Source organism: Herminiimonas sp. (genome assembly GCF_030655415.1).
In genome coordinates this window covers 140,908-165,588 of record NZ_JAURVN010000014.1, presented here as the reverse complement: position 1 = coordinate 165,588, position 24,681 = coordinate 140,908, and the positions used below count along the sequence as shown (strand labels likewise).

Below are 24,681 nucleotides of genomic sequence, written 5' to 3'. Positions count from 1 at the left end.
TCCCATTTTCAAAACTCTATTGAAAAGCATCTCTGCTTATTTTCAACGCGATTGAGATACCGGTAACAATAGGTCAACAAGTTCCATCGGCACATGGTTTTTGAATTCCACCCGGTGGATCAACCTGCACAGTGGCATGTTCAATTGCATGCTGTTGCTTCAAGCGTGCTACCACCAAGGCCGGCAATGCAAGTGGATCAGCACCGGATTCAGGTGTGACATGAACCGTCGCCACGATGCTTTCATCCGTCAACGTCCACGCATGCAAATGCCCTACTTCAGCAATGCCAGGCAAGGATGCGATGTCCGCTTCGACCGCCTTGATGTCCATGCCCTTAGGTGTTCCCTGCAAGAGAATAAATATCGAATCGGACACCAAGCCCCACGCAGAACGCACGACCAGAACCGCAACCAGAACTGACAAAATCGGATCAAGCAATGTCCAGCCGGTCAGCATGATGCCGATGGCAGCGGCGATTGCGCCTACCGATCCCAACAGATCGCCCAGCACATGCAACAAGGCGCCGCGTAAATTGCCGTCGCCCTGATTTCCACGGATGAGTACATAAGCGCCGGCCAAGTTTACGAACAGCCCAATCACAGCGACGATCAGCATCGGTCCGGCAAGTACCGCTGTCGGCGAACGAAAACGCGCAATCGCTTCCCACGCAATCCATGCAACCAGTAATAAAAGTGCAGCGCCATTAGCCAATGCCGCCAACACACGCACGCGATGGAAACCATACGTCCGCAATGCATCTGGCGCACGCGCCGCCACGCGGTAAGCAATCAATGCCAGCAATAAGGCTGCGGCATCAGAAACCATATGCCCTGCATCCGCTATCAAGGCTAGCGAACCCGACATCCAGCCACCGACAGCTTGTACTGCGGCGTAGCCGGCGGTCATGATGAAGACGATACGAATACGTTTTTCGTTGGCCTCGGTTACCGATGGCGCATGGCTGTGCGCGCCGCTGGAATGATCGTGGCCGGCATGCGAGTGGCCATGTGTATGGTCATGATCATCATGGTCATGGTGCTCATGATGCGAATGTTGATCAGCGTCGGTATGAGGTTTGCTCACTGCAAATTTCCTTTGATAGATTTCTCTGGTACTGCCTGCAAATATTCGAAGTACTAATTTCTATCCACGCCCAACGGCGGCTGGAATTTTTTCAGGCGTAATGCATTGCCCAAAACAAAGACCGAAGAAAGCGCCATTGCACCAGCCGCAAAAACTGGCGACAGCAGCAATCCATTTACAGGATACAGCGCGCCGGCCGCAACCGGGATCAACGCGCAGTTATACACGAATGCCCAGAATAGATTTTGACGGATATTGCCTATGGTTGCTTTCGACAAAGCGATCGCATTTGGCACGCCTTGCAAGCTGCCCGACATCAGCACGACATCAGCAGCCTCGATCGCCACATCGGTGCCGGTACCGATCGCCATACCAACGTCGGCTTGCGCCAGCGCCGGTGCGTCATTGATACCGTCACCGACATAGGCCAGACGTCCATAGTCGCGCTTCAGGCGTTTGACGGCTTCGACTTTTCCGTCGGGTAAAACTTCAGCGATCACTTCATCGATATTCAACTTGCGCGCGATCGCTTCGCCGGTTCTGCGATTGTCGCCGGTGATCATCACGACTTTCAAACCTAGCGCATGCAAGGCCTGGATTGCATCGGCAGTAGTCGCCTTGATCGGATCGGCAACTGAAATGATCGCCGCCAGCTTGCCATCGATCGCAGCATATAACGGCGTCTTTCCATCGTCACCGAGTTGCGTGGCAACAGATGCAAAGACGGATGGATCGAAGCCTAATTTGATCATGTAGCGATCGGCACCGATTTCGATACGTGTTTCTACGCCGCCTTCTACTAACGTTGCCCGCACACCAAAACCGGTGACGGATTCAAAACTTGCGACTGTCGGCAATACCAATCCGCTGGCTTCCGCCGCGGCAACAATTGCACGCGCAATCGGATGTTCTGATTTGGCTTCGACTGCGGCGACTTTCGCCAATACATCATCGCGCAGAAAACCGTCCGCGACAGTCATATCCGTCAGCGCAGGTTTGCCTTCGGTAAGTGTGCCGGTTTTATCGACGGCGACTACTTTGGCTTCTTTCAATAATTGCAGCGCCTCGCCCTTGCGAAAAAGTATGCCCATCTCAGCGCCGCGTCCGGTTCCCACCATGATGGAAGTCGGCGTCGCCAATCCCATCGCGCATGGACACGCAATAATCAACACGGCAACCGCATTCACAAGCCCGTAAGTCAACGCAGGATCAGGGCCGAAGAAAAACCAGATCAGGAAGGTCAATGTAGCCAAGCCCATCACCGCGGGCACGAACCACATCGTGACACGATCAACCATCGCCTGAATCGGCAACTTGGAACCTTGTGCCTGTTCAACCATGCGAATGATCTGCGCCAACACAGTTGCACCGCCGACGGCAGTCGCCTTGATTGCCAGCGCACCGGTCTGATTGACGGTGCCGCCAACGACGGCCGCATTCAATATTTTTTCAACCGGAACAGGTTCACCAGTGATCATCGATTCATCGACAAAGCTGGCGCCTTCAATGACTTCGCCATCTACAGGAATGCGCTCACCTGGACGAATTTCGATAATGTCGCCGTTGATAACATCGGCAATCGGTATATCGATTACGGTTTGGCCGCGACGTACGCGCGCTGTTTTTGCCTGCAAGCCAACCAGGCGTTTGATCGCTTCCGACGTGCGCCCTTTTGCCTTCGCTTCCAGATAACGTCCAAGTAAAATCAATGTGACGATGACTGCCGCTGCTTCGTAGTAAACAGCAATGGTGCCGCTAGGTAACCAGGAAGAAGCAAAGGTAGCAACCAATGAAAAGCCGTAAGCGGCCAGCGTACCAACCGCAACCAGCGAATTCATATCAGGCGCGCGCCGCCACAAGGCAGGCAAACCTTTTTGATAAAACCTGAGGCCAGGAAAAAATAGAACGATGCTGGTTAAAACGAATTGCAGCAGCCAGCTAGTCTGCATGCCGATAGTCGCGTTGACCCACGCGTGCATAACGGGAATCAAATGCGATCCCATTTCGAGCACAAATACCGGCGCCGAAAGTAGCGCAGCAATCAGCAAATCTTTGTGCAAGATTTTGAGTTCTTCGTCACGTCGCTGTGCGGCTGCGTCATCGCTGCTAGTATTTCCTGCTATCACGCGGGCCTTGTAACCGGCTTTTTCAACAGCAGCGATCAAGGCCGCTGTGTTCAATGCGTTGCCGCCAACAATACTGGCCCGCTCGGTCGCCAGATTCACCCCTGCAGATTGCACATCTTGCACAGCCAACAACGCACGCTCTACCCGACCGACGCAAGAAGCGCAGGTCATTCCTTCAATAATGAGTTCAACGGGATTTTCAGGCGGCACGGTATAACCAGCATTTTGTATCGCTAGTACCAAAGCCGAGCGTTCAACGGAACTGTTCAGTTGGATGGTGGCCTTTTCGGTCGCCAGATTGACCGATGCCGATTGCACGCCCGGCACCGCTTTCAAGGCGCGCTCCACTCTACCCACGCACGAAGCGCAACTCATGCCCTCTACAGCGAGCGAAATATCCGGACTGGATGCTGCATCCTGATTGGAGTAATTCATGGCGTTCCTCAACAATGTCCGTGTGGACTTTGTTAGAACTGTAATCCTTACCATGGTTGGAAGGTCAAGCGTTAAACAAGATTGTTTGAGAGTCTTTGTGGCACTGCACATCGTCAAAGATAGCGTCTAATTTTGACTTGGTATTTGATGTTGCATGCGACTTGATTGTTCAGTGTCCGCTTTTGGCCGAAAGCGGAAATCTTAATTTTTTCTGCTACGCGATTCCTTGCCGCATTCCCTGACAATATGCGGATACTCAGATTGTATGGTCGGAGTCCGGACAGTCATTTTTATGCACAGTTTGATTGGCTAACGCTGAGAACTAGTTCTGTCTGAGCGAGAACCACATTCAAATGTTGGGTCTTTCACTTCCATACAGTTTTGAGCTGCTTCTTCTTTCATGCCATTTTTTATCTTGTACGGTGCAAAACACTCTTGGCTTGCTCGATAAGCTTGGAATTTTTTTTCGCATTCAGTAAATGCAACAGGTGTATTAATTGGCTTACCAATGTGGGAAGGGGATGCTGGAAAAGCTCTCTCCGGGGGCGGTTCAGCCATTAGCTTTTCCTTCTCAGATCTTTTGAACGCATCGGTGCGTTGACTATCGCTGGGTGAACCTGCCGCTCGCATATCAATCAATTTGGCGCGCGCACGATATTTTTCAGGCACTGTATCACTCACGTTGACTTTGCCACTATCGTCAATCCATTTGTATATGTCAGCGCTGTTGACTTGCGAAACTGAGCCAGTGCATAAAACCAAAAACACACAAGATTTCAGGCCTATAGAAAATTGCGAGTATTTGGTCATCTGTTCATCGTTGTTGAGAGTTATCGATTTTGAATTGTGCCACCGGGTGTGTTTCTACAATGATTTGGCTGACCAACGGGCATTTGTAATGCTCTTTTCATAGCCGCAGCTACACTTGCACATCTTGATTTAGCTTGTCGCTCCTCTTTGCCGCATCGGCAGGTGAGGTGCAGGTAAATATGTTCGAATGCGAAGTGCATTGCCATACACTGCTGTGGTTTGGAGTATTGCCTACTCGCTTGCAGGTGAATATCCCATATATATGGGAGGCGAATATGAATGTCCGCTATTGGCCGTTAGCCGTCGTTCTAGCTTCAGAGCAAACTGAGATTTCTTTTCTAGAAAGGATATCTCATGAACTTAAACCAGCATCCTACCAAACCGATCCAGCCTTGGAATCGAGGAAAATTAGTTGGTCAGAAAGCACCCTTAAAGTTAAAAGAAATATGGGGAATACGGATCCGTCTTCAGCTTACTTGCCGAACCAGAGATCTCGCTTTATTTAATTTAGCTATAGACAGTAAGTTGCGCGGCTGCGATCTTGTTAATCTTCTTGTCGGAGATGTAGCGCAAGGCAGCTGCGTGATGGCTCGGGTTATTGTCATGCAGCAAAAAATACTCCGGCCTATACAGTTTGAAATTACTGAGCAGACTCGAAGTTCGGTTGCAGACTGGATTCGAAAAGAGCACCTGACGGCTGGACAACATTTGTTTCCTAGTCGCGTCTAAATCTGCGCATTTATCGACACGCCAATATGCTCGGATTGTGAAATCCTAGGTCGCATCTAGGGGCTGAATTCTGTCGCATATGGACTCATACAATGCGCCGATCAAAGGCAACATTAATCTACCGAAAAACTAAAAACCTTCGAGCAGTCCAGCTGTTGCTTGGACATAGCAAACTTGAAAGCACAGTGCGGTACTTAGGAATTGAAGTAGATGATGCATTAGAAATCTCTGAGCAAACCGAGGCCTAATTAATTTTCCACCAAGCGGGTAATAACTCCATTACATTAGATCGGCCAAACCGGTCATCGATCAAATGTACATACCCTTTATCCTCCTGGGTGCGAATTACGCGTCCAGCCGCTTGGACCACTTTTTGCAAGCCGGGATATAAATATGTGTAGTCGTACCCTTTGCCGAAGAGGATATCCATCCGCTCTTTCATTTCTTCATTGATCGCATTCACTTGGGGCAAGCCTAGAGTAGCTACAAAAGCACCAATGAGTCGGTCCCCCGGCAAATCAATTCCTTCCGCAAAAGCGCCGCCAAGTACTGCAAAACCAATTCCTTTTCCTGCTTCGACAAAACGTTCGAGGAATATATTCTTTTCACCCTCTGCCATGCCGCGAGATTGCAGCCAAACTGGAATGTCGGAATAGCGTTCTTGAAACAACGCGCTTACTTGTGTCAGATAATCGAAGCTGCTGAAAAACGCCATGTAATTACCCGGCTTGTCTGCATATTGTTCAGCGATCAAATTCGCTATGGGAGATAGCGACGAAGCTCTGTGCTGAAAGCGCGTTGAGATTTTCCGCGCAATACGCACAGATAGTTGCTGCGAATGAAATGGTGAATCGACGTCTACCCAAGCAGTGTCGTCCGGTAATCCCAACATATCCGAATAAAAATGATGGGGACCAAGCGTAGCTGAAAACAATGTAACTGAGTGTGCAGTTTCGAAACGCTGTTTGAGAAATGGCGCAGGAACGATGTTGCGAATACAAAGAACGGAATGAGTTCTCCCACTCACTTTCACATCCTTCGTAATATCGAACATCGAATGTTCGCCGAAGACTTCTGCCAATTTTGAAAACTGCATAGCGTCGAAATAAAAGCGCTGTAAATCCTCATTAAGACTAGTCGGTTCTTCTGCCATTAAATCTGTAATCTCAGTGCCCGCCTGCTGCAATGAAAATAGAAATTTTTCCGCGATCGAGTGATAGACCTGATATTGGCTATCCTGATTCCGATGCAACTCATTCCATTGCCGATTGACGCGATCAAGCACGGTCTTCAGACTTTTTGGGGCAAATTTTCTCGCGAAACTAAAACTGGTTTGATCAAGTTCTGCTGAGTACATCTTGCGCCCTCGTTCGACCATGTTGTGCGCTTCATCAACTAGAACCGAGACTCGCCATTCATTTTCAACGGTTAAACCATAGAGCATCGCACTGACATCGAAGTAGTAGTTGTAGTCGCCCACCACAATGTCACTCCAGCGTACTAACTCCTGACTTAAGTAGTATGGACAAACTTGATGCTCAAGTGCGACCTTGCGTAAAGTCTGTTGATCAAGTGTGACGGCGTCTACAGCGGCTTGACGTGCATTCGCTACGCGATCATAAAATCCCTTTGCCAGCGGGCAGGATTCGCCGTGGCAAGCTTTGTCTGGATGTTCACATGCCTTGTCGCGCGCCACCAATTCCAGCACACGAATAGCAGGAATAGGTACACCTTCGGTCTTGGACTTACTAATCAGATTGATCGAATCAAGCGCAAGGCGCCGGCCCGGTGTCTTCGCAGCAAGAAAGAATATCTTGTCGATTTTCTGCCCTGGGCTGGCTTTCAATAAAGGAAAAATCGTCGCTACAGTCTTACCAATACCCGTGGGTGCTTGCGCCATTAAGTGACGTCCGGATACTGCTGACTTATAGACCGACTCCGCCAAGTGGCGTTGCCCTGGGCGAAAATCGACATGAGGAAAAGAGAGGTTTGTTAATGCCTTATCGCGTGATAACCGATGTTGGGATTCTCGATCGGCCCAAGCAATAAAGCATTCACATAGATGATCAAAATGGGCTTCCAAAACATCCGCTGAATATTTTTCATTCAGCATGGTTTCCTTTTGACTGCCTATATCAAAATAAACCAATGCAACATTAATCTCTTTCAGTCCACGAGATTGGCAAAGCAGCCATGCGTAAATCTTGACCTGCGCCCAATGCAAGTGACGATGATTTTGCGGCATCTTATTGAGATCACCTCGAAAAGTCTTAATCTCCTCAACGCGATTGAATCCAGAATCGTAACCGTCCGCACGACCTCGCACTCTTAACTGCTTATACAGACCGTTTAAGCTAACTTCCGACTCGTAATATTTTCCGCGGCGCGAAACAACTGTTCCGTGACCTGCAATTCCTTGCTGCGCAGTCGGCGCAGGTGTAAAGCGCAAATCAAGATCGCCAGCTTTTGCCGTAAATTCACATAAGGTACGCACAGCGACAACGTAACTCACGCAGCCTTCTCCAGCCACTGCACATAAGTAACGGCTATTGGCATCTCATGTTCAATGCAGTAGTTGATCCAGCGAGTTTGATTGTCTTGCAAACGATCACCTGGGCCTTTTACCTCCAGCAGTCGGTAGCGCTTTTCTTGTGGCCAGAACTGTATGAGATCCGGGAGCCCTGAACGATTTGCAGAAATGTCGCGCAAGATACGCTCAAAATATTTCCTGAGATGAGACGACGGAATACAGCGTAAGGCCAGCTTTAACAGACCTTCATCAAGTAGATTCCAATATACAAACGGTGACTGGATTCCCGACTTTTCATGGAAGGTTTGAACAATTATTTTCTGATAGCTCCCGTCATCAAGCTGCGACAAACACATCTCAAAAATTTCATGACGCTTTCGATAGAAATCTGGGCTATGTAGATCCGCCGGACCGTGATGGAATGGATGAAAAAATGCACCTGGAATTGCGGCAAAAATTGCCGGCCAACACAACAGTCCGAACAGAGAATTGATCAATGCATTTTCCACATAGAACACTGGATGATCTTCGTGGGAAAGATGCGATTGCACTATTCGCTCGACCGAGTCAGCTATCGTTGGATAAGGCAACGTTAATAACTGCTCTTCAACCAACTTCGCTTTGATGAAGACAATTTTTGGATAGCCTAGCTTACGTCTCAGACGAGGCAAAATGCGTAATAAGGCTTGTTGCTCGCTCTCGCTTTCCGGAGCAATTGAGGCAGTCTCGGATAGAGTCAACGCAGCTGCAGGTTCTTCGTTCTTTTCGAGTACACGAATAGAACGCAACCGAGCGCCGGGATAACTACAGTTGCGATAAATTTCAAGCGCACTCTTTAACTCACCGCACCGTTCATATTGTTGCGCGAGTCGATATAAAAGCTTATTACGACGACCTTCCAGCCAAATGTTTTCGTATGGAGCGCTTGGAATGTCTGACAATATTTCGTCTAAATCGCCTCCATCTTCGAAGCGCTCTCGACAGCGGTGTAAATGTAAGTAGTCTTCGATATCCTGACGCGAACGAAATCCGCGGGATGTTTCAGAAAATTCAACATGCTCATATCTATAAATACCCAGATCGGCGAGGACAAATTCTGACCAATCTTGATAGAGATTTCCAAAAAACATCAGGCGCATACGTTCGCATAATGAAGTGACATTTACCTTATAAACGGATTCTTCACTGCCTGAAGTCCATTGTTTAAGCGAGCGCTCTTCATTGAACTCAAGTCTTAAATCGTCTAGCAGCTCACTCTTCCTGTTTAACTTACCAGACGTAGAAATGCTAAATGCTTCAACAACTTCGGCCTTTCTCAATAAACCAAACAACTGGTCGATGCTTAGCTCTGGGTTATGTGTAACCCATCCCAAATTTACTAGTGGTTTGGCTGCGACGTCAGGACAACCTATTTCCAGGTAGTTCAGCTTTGCATATCGAAAGAATTCTCCCTTTCGCATAACCATACGTACTAACAACGCACGAGAACATAGAGGTAATGCTTGTATATATGAAATGAAGCTTACTTCCTCTGCCGACAATAAATCGCTATAGCGCTGCGCAATCCAATCGAGCGCACGTTGGAAATTATCGAGGTAATAAAATTGATGCGGATGTGATGAGGACACGATGCGAAACCGATGAATGTCTAAATGATGCACGATTAATGTCGGAAATTATCGCGCCGAGGTGTCACGTGTTCATTACTACGGCCTGCTTCGTCCGAGTTCATACGGCATATCCAAGACTGAGCGTAATCAACCAGTTCCCCGTCCTTCATGATTCTTTCAAATCCTGTAAGACCTATCTTGTCATCGGTGAGCCAGAGGATCGAAACACCGTAAAGGGTCTTAAAGATTTTGCCACTCTCATTTCGCAGATTAGCTAATTTGAGTATGCGGTTATAACTGTTTTCGCACATTTCTAGGATTATTGCCTTCTTTGAAATGCCTTCAATATACTGTATGCAATCACAGTATATTGAAACTTCTCAAAAATCACAATGACTCGAATCGTTGTATTTGAAGTGATTTATCGGTTTATTGCCTTGAGACAATTAACTAAGTGCCGAGTATCGTGATAATGAATGTAAGTAATCTGTAAGTAATCCAGTGGAGGGAGTTGGTATGACAGCACTTGCACTTCTTAAGTCCACTATTATCGAACGCAAGTCTCCGCGCTATATATTTCGCAGACGTGCTGTCATAACCACTGGGCCAACGGCTATTCTCGTCAAGACATTAGATGTATCGGAACAGGGTTTTGGCGTGGTCGCGGCGGAACCGGTCATTATTGGGAGAACTTGTTCCCTAATACTCAACGCTTTAGTAGGCGATCGTATTGTTCAGCAAACGTTTTCATGCGAAATCGTTTATTGCATTTTGTCCGGCGTGGATGGATTCCGTATTGGTTTGAGCATTAACGACGCTACGGTAGACTCCCCAAAGCAACGACTGCAGAAAATTATCGCTAGCTGTTCACCTTCGTTTGCTTCCTAAGTTGAAACACGCGCAAGCCATTTAAAGCAGCCCGCTTCCGACCCTTAGCGGTCATTTACTCGTCCCACTTAAATCATCGGTTCACGAACCAATTACTGCTTTGTATTCCGGGTACGAGCCTCGGTTGGACTTCAACCTATTAGTAAAAAACTTTTTAACTTTTGAGTCGTAGCTTACAAAGCTGTACAAGTTTTTCAATAGCAGGTTTTTAGCGTTCAACGCGCTGAATATGTCAGCGAAACTGCCAAATAAATTGCGTTAAGGGGAACATAGGCCAAGGTTATTATCGAATAGGCTCTTCGTGATTTGACTTTGAATGCGCAGATGGGAAGGACAATCACGATGATATTTAGAAGGCCCCAGAGTGCTATCGGAGATGCCTGAAATAAAACGATATTTACGATAAGGCCTAGAACAAGATAAGTCGACAGTGATAGAAGCGCGAAACGGCCATCCTGTTCGAAGTAAACGCGAAGACCGTTTTTCTCATCCTCACTCCGACTTGGAAGCAATAAGGCGGCGGATACAAAAAGTGATAGCGCCAATAGAACTAACAATAAAAACTCTAAAAACGAGAATTCTTGTTTTATCGCTGGCAATGCGTTAACTGCCCACCAAAAATCCATCTGTGTCGTAAAAAGCATTAGAGCCCATACAAGAGCAACCCAGTCAGGCGCTGCCTCGCGACGAATGCGGAATACGGTCAACGCACCAAGAAGCAGACGGGTGACTGAAAGACCCAATATCATCGAAAGTACCGTGGCAACGATAGGGAAGTTGCTCATAATAACTCCAGTAAATTAATGCTTCGGTCTGCATAACAAGCGGAATGGCCGCTATTGGCCGAAAGCAGACATCCACCAATACACATTCAACCGGCAATGTCTATTACGAGCTTACCTCTCGTAGTGCCGCCTTCAAGGGCAACATGTGCGTCAGTTGCAGAGCTAAAAGTATAGCGCTGCGGGCCTACGTTTACGCGCAATTTTCCTTGTTCTGCAAGTTTCGTCGCTTCACTCATGATGTCGCCATGATGAATGCGCTCTCTGCCTGTGAGCAATGGCAGTAATGTAAATACGCCTGAATACGTCGCAGCGCGGAATGAAAGCGGTGCAAGACTGTGTGTACCCCAGCCAAGGCAGCTAACTACATGGCCTTTATATTTGCGTATGGCAGCAAATGATGCATCAAGTGTCGCACCACCTACTGTGTCATAGATGACATCGAATCCAACTCCGTCTGTGTAGCGAGAGACATATTCTTCAACGCTTTCACTTCGATAATCAATCGCAGTCGCGCCTAAACTTTGAATCATATCTTTTTGCGCAGAGCTACCAGTCGCATAAACTTCTGCGCCAAGGGCAACGGCGAGCTGAATTGCTACATGACCGACCCCACCTGCGCCACCATGAATTAATACCTTCTGACCTGCTTGAACATTAGCGCGATCCACTAGACCTTCCCAGGCCGTAATAAAAATCAGTGGTAATGCAGCAGCTTCACGCATCGTGAAGTGTTCAGGTTTGAGGGCCAGCAAATCCGCGTCGAATACGCCGAACTCCGCTAACGATCCTGGCACACCGCCTATTCCGCCGGCCATACCATATACATCGTCACCGACGCGGAAGGTTTTAACGTCGGCGCCGACCGCAACGACAGTTCCTGCCAAGTCCATACCCAGGATGGCTGGCAAGCTCGTGTTGGCATGGGCGGCTTGTCCGGCCCGAATCTTAGTATCAAGTGGATTGATGCCACTAGCTGCGATGCGCACCAAGACCTCCCCCGCTGCCGCAACCGGCATTGCGACTTCGCGCAAAACGAATGGTGACCCGGTCTTTTCAAGTACAAGGGCTTGCATAGTATTTTTCATGATCATTCCTTTCAAAAGTTGGAAATTGATTGCATCTGATGAGTTGACGTGCTCATCGTATGACGAACATAATTGTTCGTAAATTGACGTTATTGCATGCCATCCATTCAAAAATGAATGGATGGTTATCTTTGGCGCTGGATTTCGATAATGGAGAATCAGCATGGCGATGGAATGGAGTGACCTGAAGGTATTTCTGGCGATCGCTCGCGCTGGCACGCTAGCTGGAGCCGCACGTCTTATTGGTCAGACCCAACCGACCATGGGACGTCGTTTACGCGCCCTCGAACAAGCTGTCGGTCATATACTTTTTCAGCGGACTGTGGACGGTTTCATTCTTACCGATGAGGGTGCTGCAGTCCTCATTCATGCGGAGCGCGTAGAGGAAGAAACTTTGGCATTTGCGCGCGAACTGGATGGCCAGCAGCTTGAACTGAACGGCATTCTGAGAGTGTCCTCGTCTGATTGGTTTGGCGTGCACATGTTGACACCGATATGCACTGCCTTTTCGCATGATCATCCCAAGATGACTGTTGAGCTATTGACAGACGCGCGTCTACTTAACCTGGCGCGTCGCGAAACTGACCTTGCCTTTCGCATACAACCATTTGAACAGCCCGATATTGTCCAACGCAAACTAATGCATATCGATTACGCCCTTTATGGAAAGGTCGGTACTTCGGTCGCAAAGAATGGCGCTGGTGCCGCACTCATCACACTCGATGCTGCTTTTGAGGACTTCCCGGACGTACAGTGGGTTCACCGTGTGTTACCGAAAGCGCAGGTGGTATTCCGCAGCAATAGCCGGGATGCACAAGCAATAATGTGCGCTCATGGTGCCGGGTTAGCGGTATTGCCCTGTTTATTGGGAGATATGATTCCCGGATTGCAGAAAATCGATATTGGTACGCCACCCGGACGTGATGTCTGGGTGGGATACCACCGCGATCTACGGGGGTTGCGTCGACTACGAACTTTTCTCGACCTCGTGGTAGCGCGATATGCTGGTTAAAGAGCTCAACCAGCATGGAGGAACGATTCGAAAGTCTGCTTACGCCCCCAAAAGCGGACGCTGAGCTGGTAGCTAAATTTAAGGAATTAAGCGCTCAATGCGCAGGCGCTCGAAAAGGTCAAAGAATGATGTGTCCGTTGCCTGATAAGCGCTAAAGCCAAGACGGCGGCTGTTTGCCATATCGGTCATCACTTCTAATGGACGGCCCAAGTCGAGGTCTGTGTGCCAGGCAGACGCTAGTCGGTCAAGGTCAGACTCAATAAGGTTATGGCGTTGTGCTATCTCGCGCCACAATGCGTGGTCGGTCGCCATAGCCGCTTCTAGCGGCTGAATCGTTCCAGTAAATCCACCTGGCTGCACTCCGAACCACTCGGCCAGTTTTGGCCAGAGCCAGCTCCACCGAAAAAAGTCACCATTGACGATATTGAAGGCCTCGTTGCGAGCCGCATCGGTATCGGCAGCCCACACTAATTGCTTGGCCAGCATGCGCGCATCCGTGACGTCTGAGAGTCCGTTCCACTGCGCCTCGGAACCAGGAAACTGGAACACGCGTCCTGTTTCTTTGCAGATGCTTGCATAGACGGCTAGCGTGGTGCCTAGGTTCATGGCATTGCCGACCGCCAATCCGATGATGGTGTGCGGCCGATGTACTGTCCAGGTGAAACGATCGCGTTCTGCGGCAGCATAGACCTCATCTTCCTGAGCGTAGTAGAAGTTTTCAATTGGTAGGCGTGGTTGGCTTTCGCGCAGCGGTGTGTCGGGTAAAGTGCCTGAGCTCGCGTAGGCTTCGAACGGTCCGAGATAATGTTTTAGGCCGGTGACGAGCGCGACGTGGCGCACACTTTTCTTCGACGACAACGCATCGAGCAGATTGCGCACTAGCGACGCATTGACGCGAATGTTCTCGGCTTCAGTATCCTGCCGCATCCAGGTGGTGATGAAGACATGGGTCGGCATTACACTCTCCAACGCTTTGGAAAGCGCGGTGGGGTCAAGTAGGTCTGCAGCGATGTGCTGAACATGCGGCAAATCCCGGGGAGGTCTGCGCGACAGGCCGATGACATCCCATCCATTCGCTATCAATTCTCGAGCGACATGGTTGCCGCCAATTCCGGTAATTCCTGCGATAAGTGCTGTACGTTTCATGTGCTTCTCCTGATATCAGTCAAAGTTCATTTTACTTGGCTGGAGAATCGCTGCTCGCGTCGGCCAGCTTTCGACCGAAAGCGGACATTTTCTGAGCCATGCAGACGGGGCCTGAGAAACTAGAGCGCGGACTGTGGCAAGATGGGCAGCCTTGAGAATTGAGACGAACACGAAAATGAGTATTAATAGAAAAAAAGAGAGTTATCTTGTTGTTGCAGGTCTGCTGTTACCGCTGTTCGTCTTTTTTTTCAACGAAGGGGAGCGACGTGCCAGTCTGCTTTTTATATGCTTTTCCGCTCCGATGCTTATCGGCTTTTTGCTTGGCCTGATTGTTCTTTTACTTAGAATTGGGATCAAACATTTTTATCTCATACCGTGGCCGGGAGAATTAAAATTTTCGGATTGCCCACCGAACGACCGTCTTGCGAAAATCATTATTAGTATTGCAGTCGTTACGACGAATGTTGCAATTTTCTGTTTCAGCTTCTCGCTCACGTCACTCGCACTGTACATGGCAGTGCGATAGAAATATGTTGTAGCCGCCTCTAGCTGACATGTGTTTCAGTTAAACGTTTTATCAATCTGTTGCATCCACCGGTTGAAACCGACACCCAAAGCGGACGCTGGGGAGTACTGCACTTCGCTTCGGGCCGCAGGCACTGCGGTTCTTGTAAGGTTAAAACCGGGAACTGTATCAATGCGTTGGACTCTCAGTTTTTTACCTACTTCAAGGAGCATGATTATGTCGGTATCAAGTGAAAGTCGAACTGTCACCCGCGCAATCTCCATTACGTCGCGCAATATAGCGCATCGAATGGTCTTAATGCTCGGCGCCACCGCCATGGCGCTATTTACCATGCAAGCCTTCGCGCATCACGGCTGGGGCTGGGCGGAAGAAGAGCAGTCCGAGTTGAATGGCACCATAACCGAGATTTCGATGGCGCCGCCGCATCCATCCCTGCGTGTGAAGGCGCAGGATGGTCGTTTGTGGCAAGTCGACCTGGGGAATCCGAACCAGACACAGCGCTCAGGTTTCACCGGTGACACTGCAAAGGTTGGCGATCAAATTACGGTACTAGGCAATCGCACCAAAGAACCGAACAAGGCGCATATAAAAGCCGTGCGCATTACAGTCGGTGGCAAACAGTACGATATGTATCCGGAACGCATCAAGGAATGACGGAGCGGCGATGACAGGTTTTCTGCAAGCCATTGCCGGCTGGCCCGGTGCAGTCTTCCTGCAGGAATACTGGGTCGCCTATTTGTTTGTAAATGCGACCCACATCCTTGGTATAGGGCTCCTTCTTGGCGCGATTCTGCCGCTCGATCTGCTTCTTTTGCGTTCAACACACAGACCGGATCTTTCGACTCTCGGCCCCTTTCTAGTACGCGTAGCGGCGGCTGGCACCGCAGTCGCGGTGACGACAGGACTTTGGTTGTTCTCGGTGAAGCCGGTCGAGTACTCAGAGAATCCCGCTTTCCTATTCAAAGCTGCACTGCTTGTACTGGCACTCTGCAACATCGCACTTCAGTACCGCGGCGAGCACTTTGAAACCGCCCTGCGCACCGGCCAGCCATCTTTGCAAGTTAGAACCTTGGCCGCCGCATCCGCCATTCTTTGGCTTTCTGTCCTTGTAGCCGGCCGCTGGATAGGTTTTGCCTGAGACGATGCGCATCTGCTTCTGACCGTTAGTAGTTCCTGCTTCTATACGCGGCAGACATACAATTCAACGTGAAAAAGCCAGCCTCAAGGGGCTGGCTTTTTTATATCAGGCGAGAATAGATCGCTGTATGTCAACGCTGTTGAACAGCACAAAATCATCCGCGTCATTATTGTAATCCCAGCGCTCGACAGCACAATACAGTGGAGCATTCTCGAAACCGTAGCGAATCAAATTGATGGAGTTGTTGGAGTCATGCCGTATGCGCGATGACACTGCAGTACCTGCCTGCACTGCCCACACGCGCCGTGGCAGATCCACAAGTCGCTCATGCAGTGCGGAGGTGAACGGACGATGAATATGGCCGCCAAGTATCAGGTCAACGCCAGCTTCAGCCCATAGACCGATGGCATGTTGATGACCTCGCAACAGATGTTCCTGATCAACTGCATGCGTGACGTGTACCGGCTGATGCGTGACGACAATGCGCAACTGATTTTCACCAGCTTGCTTCAAGCGTTGCGCGACACGTGCTATCTGCGCGTTGGACACCTCGCCTTCGATGTGCCGATAACGACGCGTCGTGCGTACACCAATCACCAATAGTTCTGGTGTGTCGTAAACGGGTTCCAGCTCAGGACCAAACGCGCGGCAATAACGCGAGTAAGGCACAAAGATCCGTGTCGCCACATCGAACAAGGGAATGTCATGGTTGCCAGCGATGACTACGCGGGAAGGAATCGCCAGACGCTCGACAAAAGCGCGAGCAGCCTCGAACTCGATAGCGCGTGCACGTTGCGTAATATCGCCAGAGAGGATGAGCAGATCAGGTTTGTGCGCATGTGCAAGTCGCTCTAGCGCCTTAACAACGAGCGGACGCTCAGTGCCGAAATGCGGATCGGAAATGTGCAGCACCGTCCTCACGCCGCATGGCCTCCCAATTCAACTTCGCTATCAGATTTATTGTCGAGCATGGCCTCGTCGGAAACTGCGGCGTCACTCTGCGCATCATTTTCTTTAGATGTGCGCTGGCGTTTGATCAATTGCAATGGTTCGGAGGCTACGCGAAATTCCAGCGGCGTGCGTAGCCACATTATTTCGCCATCGGCAGCAACCTTGATTTGATTTCTATGCGTACGTTTACCGGTGTTCTTACGGTCTGTACTTACCTCTTCGACTGTTCCGTTAGACTTCCTGCGCGGCGCAACGGTCAGCTCACGAAAACTGAACCCGACGACATGCTCGGCATCGCCCAGTCGTCCCAATGCACCGCATACGCCCAGCCACAACATCGAAAGTTTTCCGACTGGACGCACTGCAATTGCTGCGAGTTGTCCTTGCACCACTGCCGCTGCCTGCGGCATGCCGACCTGATCCAGTTGCAGTCTGTTATTGCCAATGAATAACGTGGTCGTACGCATGGCGACACGCTTGCCATCCTGCTCCAGCGTCATGTGCAATTGCCGGTGACGACCAAACACAGTGGCAATTGCGGCCCAGATCGCGACTAGTCGGCTGCGGCCATACTTTTGTTTGAAGGCTTCTCTATCCTCCAGCAGCTCGGGATATAAACCAACGCTGGCATTCACCAGAAAAATATGATCATTCACCTGACCAACTTGCACAGGTACAGGTGCGCCATGCAGCAAGTCTTGCAGCGATTCGGAAATTTCTTCAGGGATACCGTGTGTGCGACCGAAATAATTGAAGGTGCCTTGTGGAATCGCGCCAAACAGACATCCACTACCTAAGACAGTGTTGGCAACTGCATTAATGGTGCCATCTCCACCAACCGCAACCACGACAGCGCCCTGCTCCTTCGCGGCATCAACCGCTTGCTGCACAGTCGCCTGAATCTGGCTCACGTCTTCAATCACAAATATGCGATGGGTACGCGCGGCCGCTTGCATCGCGGCTTCGATAGTCTGGCGCGTGTCGTCCGCGTCATGACGGCCAGAACCGCCGTTCATGACAAAAAATAACGGAGGCGCGGCATGTGCGATTGATGGATGAGAAAGAGTCAAATGGCCCCCTGTACTTTGAAGCGTAAACTTACCATTTCGCATCATTTGGCAATGTACGTTTGCGTACATGAAAAATTCAATCAATCGGCCGTTTGCGGCCGAATGTCTCACACCAAAGAAAATACTTATGCTGCGATTCAGTTTAGCTTTTCTCTGACCGTACGAGCGACGTCTTTCAGCCACGGACGTTGTTCATGCCATTTGTCGGCAAAGCTGATGATTTCGTTTTTATATAGCAAAGACGAACCGAGCATGTCGAGCCCGTTCAAGATCATTTTGTGGTGACGTTCGCTTAGATGAAATGATACCGATACGTGACCGTTAGTGACTTTCAGTTTTTCAATATCAATCGTCAGGCGAACTGGAGCTTTCCCCGCTCCCGTCATCAGTTGCTCAATTGATTCGTCCGGAATCATCACCAGCAGCAGCCCGTTGTTCATCGCGTTGGAATAAAAAATTTCACCAAAGCTAGAGGCGATGACGGCTTTGATGCCGAACTGCTGCATTCCCCACACGGCGTGCTCACGGCTGGAGCCACAACCAAAGTTGGCACCACCGACCAGAATCGAAGCGTTCTGATAGTCAGGTAGATTCAAAATGAAATCCGGACGCGGCTTGCCATCCGGATAAAACCGCAAGTCGTATAGCAAACCTGCAGCCAAGCCCTGCTTATCAATCCCACGCAAAAACTGTTTAGGCATGATCTGATCGGTATCGAGATTAGCCTGCGCCAAATGTGCTGCAATGCCTTCTATCAAAGTGGTTTTGGTATTCATAGCATTTCCAGTTTGCGCACGTCGGTAATCGTACCGGTGACGGCAGCTGCGGCGGCCATTGCCGGACTCATAAGATGCGTAATTGAGCCGCGACCTTGGCGGCCTTCGAAGTTGCGATTGGTGGTTGATGCGCAGCGTGTGCCGGGTGCGAGTACGTCGTCATTCATCGCCAGACACATGGAACAACCGGGCTTGCGCCATTCAAATCCGGCTGCAATCAGCTTGGCGGCGATGCCCTCTTCTTCCGCTTGAATGCGCACAGCCCCCGATCCCGGTACAACCATCGCGCGCACGCCGGGCGCTACTTTACGATTGCCTATCGTATCGATCACGGCGCGCAAATCTTCAATTCGGCCGTTGGTGCATGAACCGATAAACACATGCTTGATTGATAGTCCTTCCATCGACATGCCGATTTGCAAACCGGTATAACGCAACGCACGTTCGGTGCTTTCTTTTTCCACATCGTCGTCTTGATTGCAGTCCGGAATATTGCCGGTAATCGGAATCGCCTGATCAGGACTGGTACCCCACGTCACGAACGGTGCAACATCTTCGGCAGCAAACACATGTTCGATTTCAAACACAGCGCCTTCATCGCTGCGTATTGCTTGCCAATCGGCGAGCGCCGCTTCATGCCAGGCAGGATTCGTCGCTATATCAGGGCATCGTTGCAGCACGTAATCCACAGCTGTTTGGTCAGGCGCGATCAAGCCGCCACGCGCACCGGCTTCCACTGCCATATTGCACAAGGTGAAGCGTGCCTCGACACTCAGTGCATCAATCGCTGTACCGCTGAACTCGACGACAAAACCGCGCGCACCTTGTGCACCGATGCGACTGATGATCATCAGTACCAAATCCTTGCCGGTGGTTGCCTTCGGCAACTTGCCATCCACACGAATATGCATGTTTTTTGCAAGTCGATAGACCAAGGTCTGCGTTGCCAGCACGTGTTCGACTTCTGTAGTCCCGATACCAAAACCCAGCGCGCCCAATGCACCATAAGTCGTCGTATGACTATCACCGCAAATCACGACCATGCCGGGCCGAATCATGCCGTGCTCCGGCGCGATCACGTGTTCAATGCCTTGCAGCGCATCATTGGTGTCGAATAAGGGAATGCTGTGCAGGTCGCAATTGCGTTTCAAGTTGCTGGCCTGCAGTGCAGAATCCGTATCCTTGATGATCCGCAGTGGGTCAGGTGTCGTCGGAATAATGTGACTCACCGTCGCCACGTTCTGCCCTGGAATCAGCGCAAGCAAGCCGCGCTCGTTGAGTCCGGCAAATGCCTGCGGACTGGTGTACTCGTTGAGTAAATGCAGATCGGCAAACAGCAGAACATTGTCGCTGTCGAGCTTTGCGACTGTATGCGAGTCCACCAGTTTTTGGTAAAGCGTGCGTGCCATATTGAATCGACCTTTTAAATTATTCCGCAGTAATGCTGCGTTGCTGGGCGAGCTTGTCTTGTATTTTCAAGATACTCACGTGTCGCATACTTTGCCATCCGCGATCATTGAATTGGCTCACGCTGCTGCCTTCAAAAATGGCAATACCTGCGCCAGCAATTCATCCGGTGCTTCTTCTGGAATGTAATGTCCACAAGGCAGCGCTTGCCCGCGTACGTCGCTTGCCACACGACGCCATTCCGCCAGCGTGTCGAAGCAGCGTTGAGCGACGCCCTCCGCTCCCCACAGCGCCAACAGTGGTTGACTCATCTTGTGCCCTGCGTCGCGATCGGCTTGCTCGTGCTCTAAATCGATACTTGCGGATGCGCGGTAATCTTCACACAAACCATGCGCCGCACCGGGTAAGGCCATTGCGCGCATGTACTCGGCCAGCGCACGTGGATCGAACGGCGCCAAACCGGCATGACGTCGCCCCATCACATCGCGTATGTACGCGGCAGGATCAGCTTCAATCAAACGCTCAGGTAAAGGCGCGGCCTGAATCAGAAAGAACCAGTGCCAGTACGCGCGTGCAAACGCTTGACTAGTCTGTTCGTACATCGCCAAGGTAGGCGCGATGTCCAAAGTCACGAGTCGCGATACAGCGGCTGGATGATCAACTGCCAGGCGATGCGCTACGCGTGCGCCGCGATCGTGCGCTAATACCGCGAATCTTTCATGCCCCAATGCCTGCATCACGCGCAGCATGTCCAAAGCCATCGTGCGTTTGCTGTAATTGCCATGGTCGGCATCGCCTTGCGGCTTGGATGAGTCGCCGTAGCCGCGCAGATCGGCGATGACCAATGTGAAATTCGCCGCCAAGGTCGGTGCTACGCGATGCCAGATTGCGTGAGTTTGCGGATGCCCGTGCAGTAATAGCAAAGGCGGCCCCTCACCAAATACGCGCGCATGAATCTGCACACCGGCATCGCTGTCAATCAGCAAGCTTTCACTTACGGGAAACAAATCCTTCGCCGGATTGTGAGGATGAGAAGTAATTGCCATGACTAGTTTTGTTTCCCAAAAAGTGATGCGAACAAGGCCGTTTTTTGAACGTATGCGTCTTTCATTACCGCACCTGTAAAAATGCAATCACGCAAAGCGGCCTTTTCGATTTATTCAATCCACTAAATTATTCCGCCGTGATACCGCGTTCCTTCACGAGCTTGGCCCACAGTGCCAACTCTTTAGTCAGCTTCGCTTTCGCTTCATCTGGTGTGGACGTCGCAGGATCGAAACCTTCCTTGATCATTTTTTCTTTCAAGACAGGGCCGTTGAGTGCCTTCACCAAACTCGCATTCAATTTATCGATCAGCGGCTTCGGCGTAGCAGCCGGTGCAAAGACGATGAACCATGTCTCAAAACTGTAACCCGGCACACCTGACTCAGCCAAGGTCGGCACGTCCGGCATCAGCGGTGAACGTTTAGAACCAGTGACACCGATCGCATTCAGCTTACCCACTTTGACATGCGGTGCCGCTGCAGACAGCACCGGAAAACACATATCGACCTGGCCAGAAATAGTATCGATCATCGCCGGGCCGCCACCTTTGTAAGGGACGTGAATGATATCTACACCGCCGACAGATTTGAATAATTCTGCAGCCATGTGAAAGGTGCTGCCGCTCCCTGCTGACCCATAGTTGTATTTGCCTGGATTTGCTTTAGCCAACGCGACCAGATCCTTGGTGTTCTTCGCCGGAAAATTCGTATTGACGACCAGCACGTGCTGCGAGGTCGCGACCGTGCTGATTTGCGCCAGATCTTTCAACGTGTCGTAAGGCATCTTCGGAAAGATCGATGGATTAATCGCCAACGATACCGTTTGCAAACCGATCGTATAACCATCCGGCTCGGCCTTTGCAACTGCGTCCACGCCGATATTGCCGCCAGCGCCAGCCTTGTTCTCGATATAAATACTGCCGCCCAGCGCCTTCGACCATTCGTCAGAAATACGACGTGCGACGATATCCGCGCTGCCACCTGGCGCATAAGGCACGACCAGTCTTATCGGACGGTTGGGATAGCTATCCGCGTATGCAAATGAGGCCGTCAGGCCCAAGGGAATTAAGAAAACCGCCGCTATAAATGATGAACGCTTCATGTTGTCTCCAATTTATTTTTGTATGAGACGTGATGTTATTCGTAATCGCAATCTATATAATTTACTTAAATTTAATTCATTCAGTCGTTTAAGGAACCAATGGACGGCATCTCGGATCTGGCATTTTTCTCTTTGGTAGTCAAACGTGGCAGCCTCGCGGCGGCAGCGCAGGAGCTGGGTGTCACGCCGCCGTCTGTGAGCAAACGACTCGCCGGCATCGAGAGTCGCCTGCATGTGCGCTTACTCAATCGCACCACGCGACGCATCAGCCTGACGCCAGAAGGAGAAATTTATCTGGCCGAAGGAGCACGACTGGTCGCTGAACTCGAAGCACTCGAACAACGCATATCAGGCGGTAACGTTACTGCCAAAGGACTGTTGAAAGTTAGTGCGACGTTCGGCTTTGGCCGACGCCACATTACGCCTCAACTTTCTGCTTTCGCGCGGCTATATCCTGAAGTGGATGTGCAATTGCACTTGACCGATCGCCCCGTCAATCTTGTTGAACAAGGCTTCGATGCGGACATTCGATTTGGCCAATTGCCCGATGCACGACTGACCGCGCGCAAGATTGCCGATAATCGTCGACTCGTCTGTGCGTCGCCTGCCTATTTAAAGAAGCACGGCGAGCCACTCGTGCCACGCGATCTGCAAAAACATAATTGCATACTGTTGCGTGAGAGCGATGAGATATACGGTAGCTGGCACTTCATCTCAGGCACCAAACAAGAAACGGTTAAGGTGCGCGGTTCCTTAAGTGCGAATGACGGTGAATGCGCAACAGCTTGGGCGCTGGATGGACAAGGCATCGTCGTACGTTCGGAATGGGATGTAGCGCCCTATCTAAGATCGGGGCGACTGCGAGCAGTACTTGAAGATTGGCAGCTTCCGCAGGCTGACATTTATATTGTGTTCCCCACTAAAAATCACTTGTCCGCAAAGACACGTGCCCTGGTAGATTTCATGCTGAAGTCGTTTGAAAATCAACGAAGAGACAGGGCTGATAGGGAAAAAGTAATCTGGTAATGGAAGAGTAACGATACTTCGTCTTATCTAAAGTAGTGTGAAGGGTCTGGAGAACGATCAAGATCATTAATGCGAAAGCGAATCTTGATCGTCACATTACTTATGCCGAGAACGACTTCAACACTAATCCGACAACAGCGCTGACTGCAATAACGTGTATCACGTTGCGTTTGTAGCGCACCAGTGCGATCGCGGCGACAACTGCCATCAATGCTGCGACCCAGTCGAATGCGCCGGCAAATCCTTGCGGCCATAGAACGTGATACGCGAAGAACACCGCCAGGTTAAGAATGACCCCAACCACAGCAGCCGTAATTCCTGACAACGGCGCAGTGAATTTCAAATTTCCGTGTGTCGACTCAACCAGTGGCCCGCCTGCCAAAATGAAGATGAACGATGGCAGAAACGTAAACCACGTCACAAGTATTGCCGCAGTGGCACCTGCAACAAATTGCATGTCCGGACCAAATACCGACTGCACGTAAGCGCCAACAAATCCGACAAAAGCCACCACCATGATCAGCGGACCGGGATTGGCTTCACCCAATGCCAATCCATCAATCATCTGAGTCGGCGTCAACCAGTTGTAATGTCCGATCGCGCCCTGATAGATGTAGGGCAATACAGCATACGCACCACCAAAAGTCAGCAAGGCAGCCTTCGTAAAGAACCATCCCATTTGCGTCAGGGTGTGGTCCCAACCAAAACGTAAAGTCAGGAATGCCATCGGTACGCACCACAGCACGCCACCTACCACGAGTATTTTCATCAATCCCGACCAGCGAAATTGTGCGTGTGCAGGTGTCGGTGTGTCGTCATCGATCAAGGCTGGACCATACGATTTTTTTGATTCACCATGAGCGCCGCCCACTGTAAATTTGTGCGGGATATAGCGACCACCGAGATAACCAATTAACGCAGCGCTTGCAACGATGATAGGGAACGGCACATTCATCGCAAAGATCGCAACAAATGATGCCGCAGCGATGGCCCACATCACGTTATTTTTGAGCGCACGTGAACCGATGCGATGAACCGCATGCACCACAACCGCAGTGATCGCAGGCTTGATGCCGTAAAACAAACCGGCGATTAAAGGCACATGGCCGTAAGCGATATATAGCCAGGACAAGGCGATCAGAAAGAACAGCGATGGCAGCACGAACAAAACGCCAGCAGCAACGCCACCTTTGGTTTTATGCATCAGCCATCCCATATAAGTAGCGAGTTGCTGTGCTTCCGGCCCTGGCAAAAGCATGCAATAGTTCAGCGCATGCAAAAATCTTCTCTCGCTAATCCAGCGTCGTTGCTCAACCAATTCTCTATGCATCAAAGAGATCTGCGCTGCCGGCCCGCCGAAGCCTATGAAGCCGAGTTTGAACCACAGCTTCAGCGCCTGCAT

Annotated in this window: 21 protein-coding genes and 1 pseudogene; 7 read left to right on the top strand and 15 right to left on the bottom strand. The window is 50.4% G+C overall.

What is annotated here, in order from left to right; all coding sequences use genetic code 11:
• Positions 1–73: 73 nt before the first annotated feature.
• The 3 genes from Q7T66_RS09875 to Q7T66_RS09865 all read right to left on the bottom strand — a co-directional run bounded on the left by Q7T66_RS09875 (position 74) and on the right by Q7T66_RS09865 (position 4,455).
• The gene (locus Q7T66_RS09875) at positions 74–1,084 is read right to left on the bottom strand and encodes a cation diffusion facilitator family transporter (RefSeq protein ID WP_304933163.1); all 1,011 of its coding nucleotides are present in this window, start codon (positions 1,082–1,084) and stop codon (positions 74–76) included.
• Positions 1,085–1,137: 53 nt separating this feature from the next.
• Entirely contained in the window at positions 1,138–3,645 is a 2,508-nt protein-coding gene (locus tag Q7T66_RS09870; protein ID WP_304933162.1) for a heavy metal translocating P-type ATPase, read from the bottom strand.
• 309 nt (positions 3,646–3,954) lie between these two features.
• Positions 3,955–4,455, bottom strand: coding sequence for a DUF4124 domain-containing protein (locus Q7T66_RS09865; protein ID WP_304933161.1), 501 nt, complete (start codon positions 4,453–4,455; stop codon positions 3,955–3,957).
• Positions 4,456–4,809: 354 nt separating this feature from the next.
• On the opposite strand from Q7T66_RS09865, the pseudogene Q7T66_RS09860 reads away from it, so the two are divergent.
• Positions 4,810–5,432 (top strand): annotated as a pseudogene (locus tag Q7T66_RS09860) (tyrosine-type recombinase/integrase).
• On the opposite strand, the gene Q7T66_RS09855 reads toward Q7T66_RS09860, so the two are convergent.
• Positions 5,429–7,696 (bottom strand): ATP-dependent DNA helicase, encoded by a 2,268-nt coding sequence (locus Q7T66_RS09855; RefSeq protein ID WP_304933160.1) that lies wholly within the window; start codon positions 7,694–7,696, stop codon positions 5,429–5,431. The pseudogene Q7T66_RS09860 and the gene Q7T66_RS09855 overlap by 4 nt on opposite strands.
• A complete protein-coding gene (locus Q7T66_RS09850) occupies positions 7,693–9,342 on the bottom strand; it encodes a VRR-NUC domain-containing protein (protein WP_304933159.1) in 1,650 nt (549 codons plus the stop codon). Before Q7T66_RS09850 ends, Q7T66_RS09855 begins: the two co-directional genes overlap by 4 nt.
• 498 nt (positions 9,343–9,840) lie before the next feature.
• On the opposite strand from Q7T66_RS09850, the gene Q7T66_RS09845 reads away from it, so the two are divergent.
• The gene (locus tag Q7T66_RS09845) at positions 9,841–10,212 is read left to right on the top strand and encodes a PilZ domain-containing protein (RefSeq protein ID WP_304933158.1); all 372 of its coding nucleotides are present in this window, start codon (positions 9,841–9,843) and stop codon (positions 10,210–10,212) included.
• 215 nt (positions 10,213–10,427) lie between these two features.
• Here the strand turns inward: Q7T66_RS09845 and Q7T66_RS09840 are convergent, their stop codons facing one another.
• Both Q7T66_RS09840 and Q7T66_RS09835 read right to left on the bottom strand, forming a co-directional pair.
• Positions 10,428–10,997 (bottom strand): hypothetical protein, encoded by a 570-nt coding sequence (locus Q7T66_RS09840; RefSeq protein WP_304933157.1) that lies wholly within the window; start codon positions 10,995–10,997, stop codon positions 10,428–10,430.
• Positions 10,998–11,083: 86 nt separating this feature from the next.
• Entirely contained in the window at positions 11,084–12,082 is a 999-nt protein-coding gene (locus Q7T66_RS09835; RefSeq protein ID WP_304933749.1) for a zinc-dependent alcohol dehydrogenase family protein, read from the bottom strand.
• A gap of 169 nt (positions 12,083–12,251) precedes the next feature.
• Here Q7T66_RS09835 and Q7T66_RS09830 point away from each other — a divergent pair, with 169 nt between their 5' ends.
• On the top strand, positions 12,252–13,094 hold the full coding sequence (locus tag Q7T66_RS09830) for a LysR family transcriptional regulator (protein ID WP_304933748.1): 843 nt from the start codon (positions 12,252–12,254) through the stop codon (positions 13,092–13,094).
• A 78-nt stretch (positions 13,095–13,172) separates the two neighbouring features.
• Here the strand turns inward: Q7T66_RS09830 and Q7T66_RS09825 are convergent, their stop codons facing one another.
• Positions 13,173–14,240, bottom strand: coding sequence for an SDR family oxidoreductase (locus Q7T66_RS09825; protein WP_304933156.1), 1,068 nt, complete (start codon positions 14,238–14,240; stop codon positions 13,173–13,175).
• Positions 14,241–14,415: 175 nt separating this feature from the next.
• Here Q7T66_RS09825 and Q7T66_RS09820 point away from each other — a divergent pair, with 175 nt between their 5' ends.
• From Q7T66_RS09820 to Q7T66_RS09810, 3 genes are all read left to right on the top strand, one after another.
• Positions 14,416–14,766, top strand: coding sequence for a hypothetical protein (locus Q7T66_RS09820; RefSeq protein ID WP_304933155.1), 351 nt, complete (start codon positions 14,416–14,418; stop codon positions 14,764–14,766).
• Between the two features lie 216 nt (positions 14,767–14,982).
• Positions 14,983–15,420: a DUF6152 family protein gene (locus tag Q7T66_RS09815; RefSeq protein ID WP_304933154.1), complete on the top strand. Its 438-nt coding sequence runs from the start codon at positions 14,983–14,985 to the stop codon at positions 15,418–15,420.
• Positions 15,421–15,430: 10 nt separating this feature from the next.
• Entirely contained in the window at positions 15,431–15,904 is a 474-nt protein-coding gene (locus tag Q7T66_RS09810) for a DUF2214 domain-containing protein (RefSeq protein WP_304933153.1), read from the top strand.
• Positions 15,905–16,009: 105 nt separating this feature from the next.
• Here Q7T66_RS09810 and Q7T66_RS09805 read toward each other — a convergent pair whose 3' ends face one another.
• From Q7T66_RS09805 to Q7T66_RS09780, 6 genes are all read right to left on the bottom strand, one after another.
• Complete coding sequence (locus Q7T66_RS09805) at positions 16,010–16,816, bottom strand: metallophosphoesterase (RefSeq protein ID WP_304933152.1); 807 nt, start codon at positions 16,814–16,816, stop codon at positions 16,010–16,012.
• Between the two features lie 5 nt (positions 16,817–16,821).
• Entirely contained in the window at positions 16,822–17,871 is a 1,050-nt protein-coding gene (locus tag Q7T66_RS09800) for a diacylglycerol kinase family protein (protein WP_304933151.1), read from the bottom strand.
• A gap of 191 nt (positions 17,872–18,062) precedes the next feature.
• Positions 18,063–18,701 (bottom strand): 3-isopropylmalate dehydratase small subunit, encoded by a 639-nt coding sequence (gene leuD, locus Q7T66_RS09795; RefSeq protein ID WP_304933150.1) that lies wholly within the window; start codon positions 18,699–18,701, stop codon positions 18,063–18,065.
• Positions 18,698–20,110, bottom strand: a complete 1,413-nt coding sequence (gene leuC, locus Q7T66_RS09790; protein ID WP_304933149.1) for a 3-isopropylmalate dehydratase large subunit — start codon at positions 20,108–20,110, stop codon at positions 18,698–18,700. The genes leuD and leuC overlap by 4 nt, the downstream gene beginning before the upstream one ends.
• Positions 20,111–20,227: 117 nt before the next feature.
• The gene (locus tag Q7T66_RS09785) at positions 20,228–21,154 is read right to left on the bottom strand and encodes an alpha/beta fold hydrolase (RefSeq protein ID WP_304933148.1); all 927 of its coding nucleotides are present in this window, start codon (positions 21,152–21,154) and stop codon (positions 20,228–20,230) included.
• 127 nt (positions 21,155–21,281) lie between these two features.
• Positions 21,282–22,253, bottom strand: a complete 972-nt coding sequence (locus Q7T66_RS09780) for a tripartite tricarboxylate transporter substrate binding protein (protein WP_304933147.1) — start codon at positions 22,251–22,253, stop codon at positions 21,282–21,284.
• Between the two features lie 99 nt (positions 22,254–22,352).
• Here Q7T66_RS09780 and Q7T66_RS09775 point away from each other — a divergent pair, with 99 nt between their 5' ends.
• Positions 22,353–23,279 carry a LysR family transcriptional regulator gene (locus Q7T66_RS09775; protein WP_304933146.1) on the top strand — a complete coding sequence of 309 codons (927 nt, stop codon included), beginning with the start codon at positions 22,353–22,355 and terminating at the stop codon, positions 23,277–23,279.
• Positions 23,280–23,379: 100 nt separating this feature from the next.
• Here Q7T66_RS09775 and chrA read toward each other — a convergent pair whose 3' ends face one another.
• The gene (gene chrA / locus Q7T66_RS09770; RefSeq protein WP_304933747.1) at positions 23,380–24,681 is read right to left on the bottom strand and encodes a chromate efflux transporter; all 1,302 of its coding nucleotides are present in this window, start codon (positions 24,679–24,681) and stop codon (positions 23,380–23,382) included.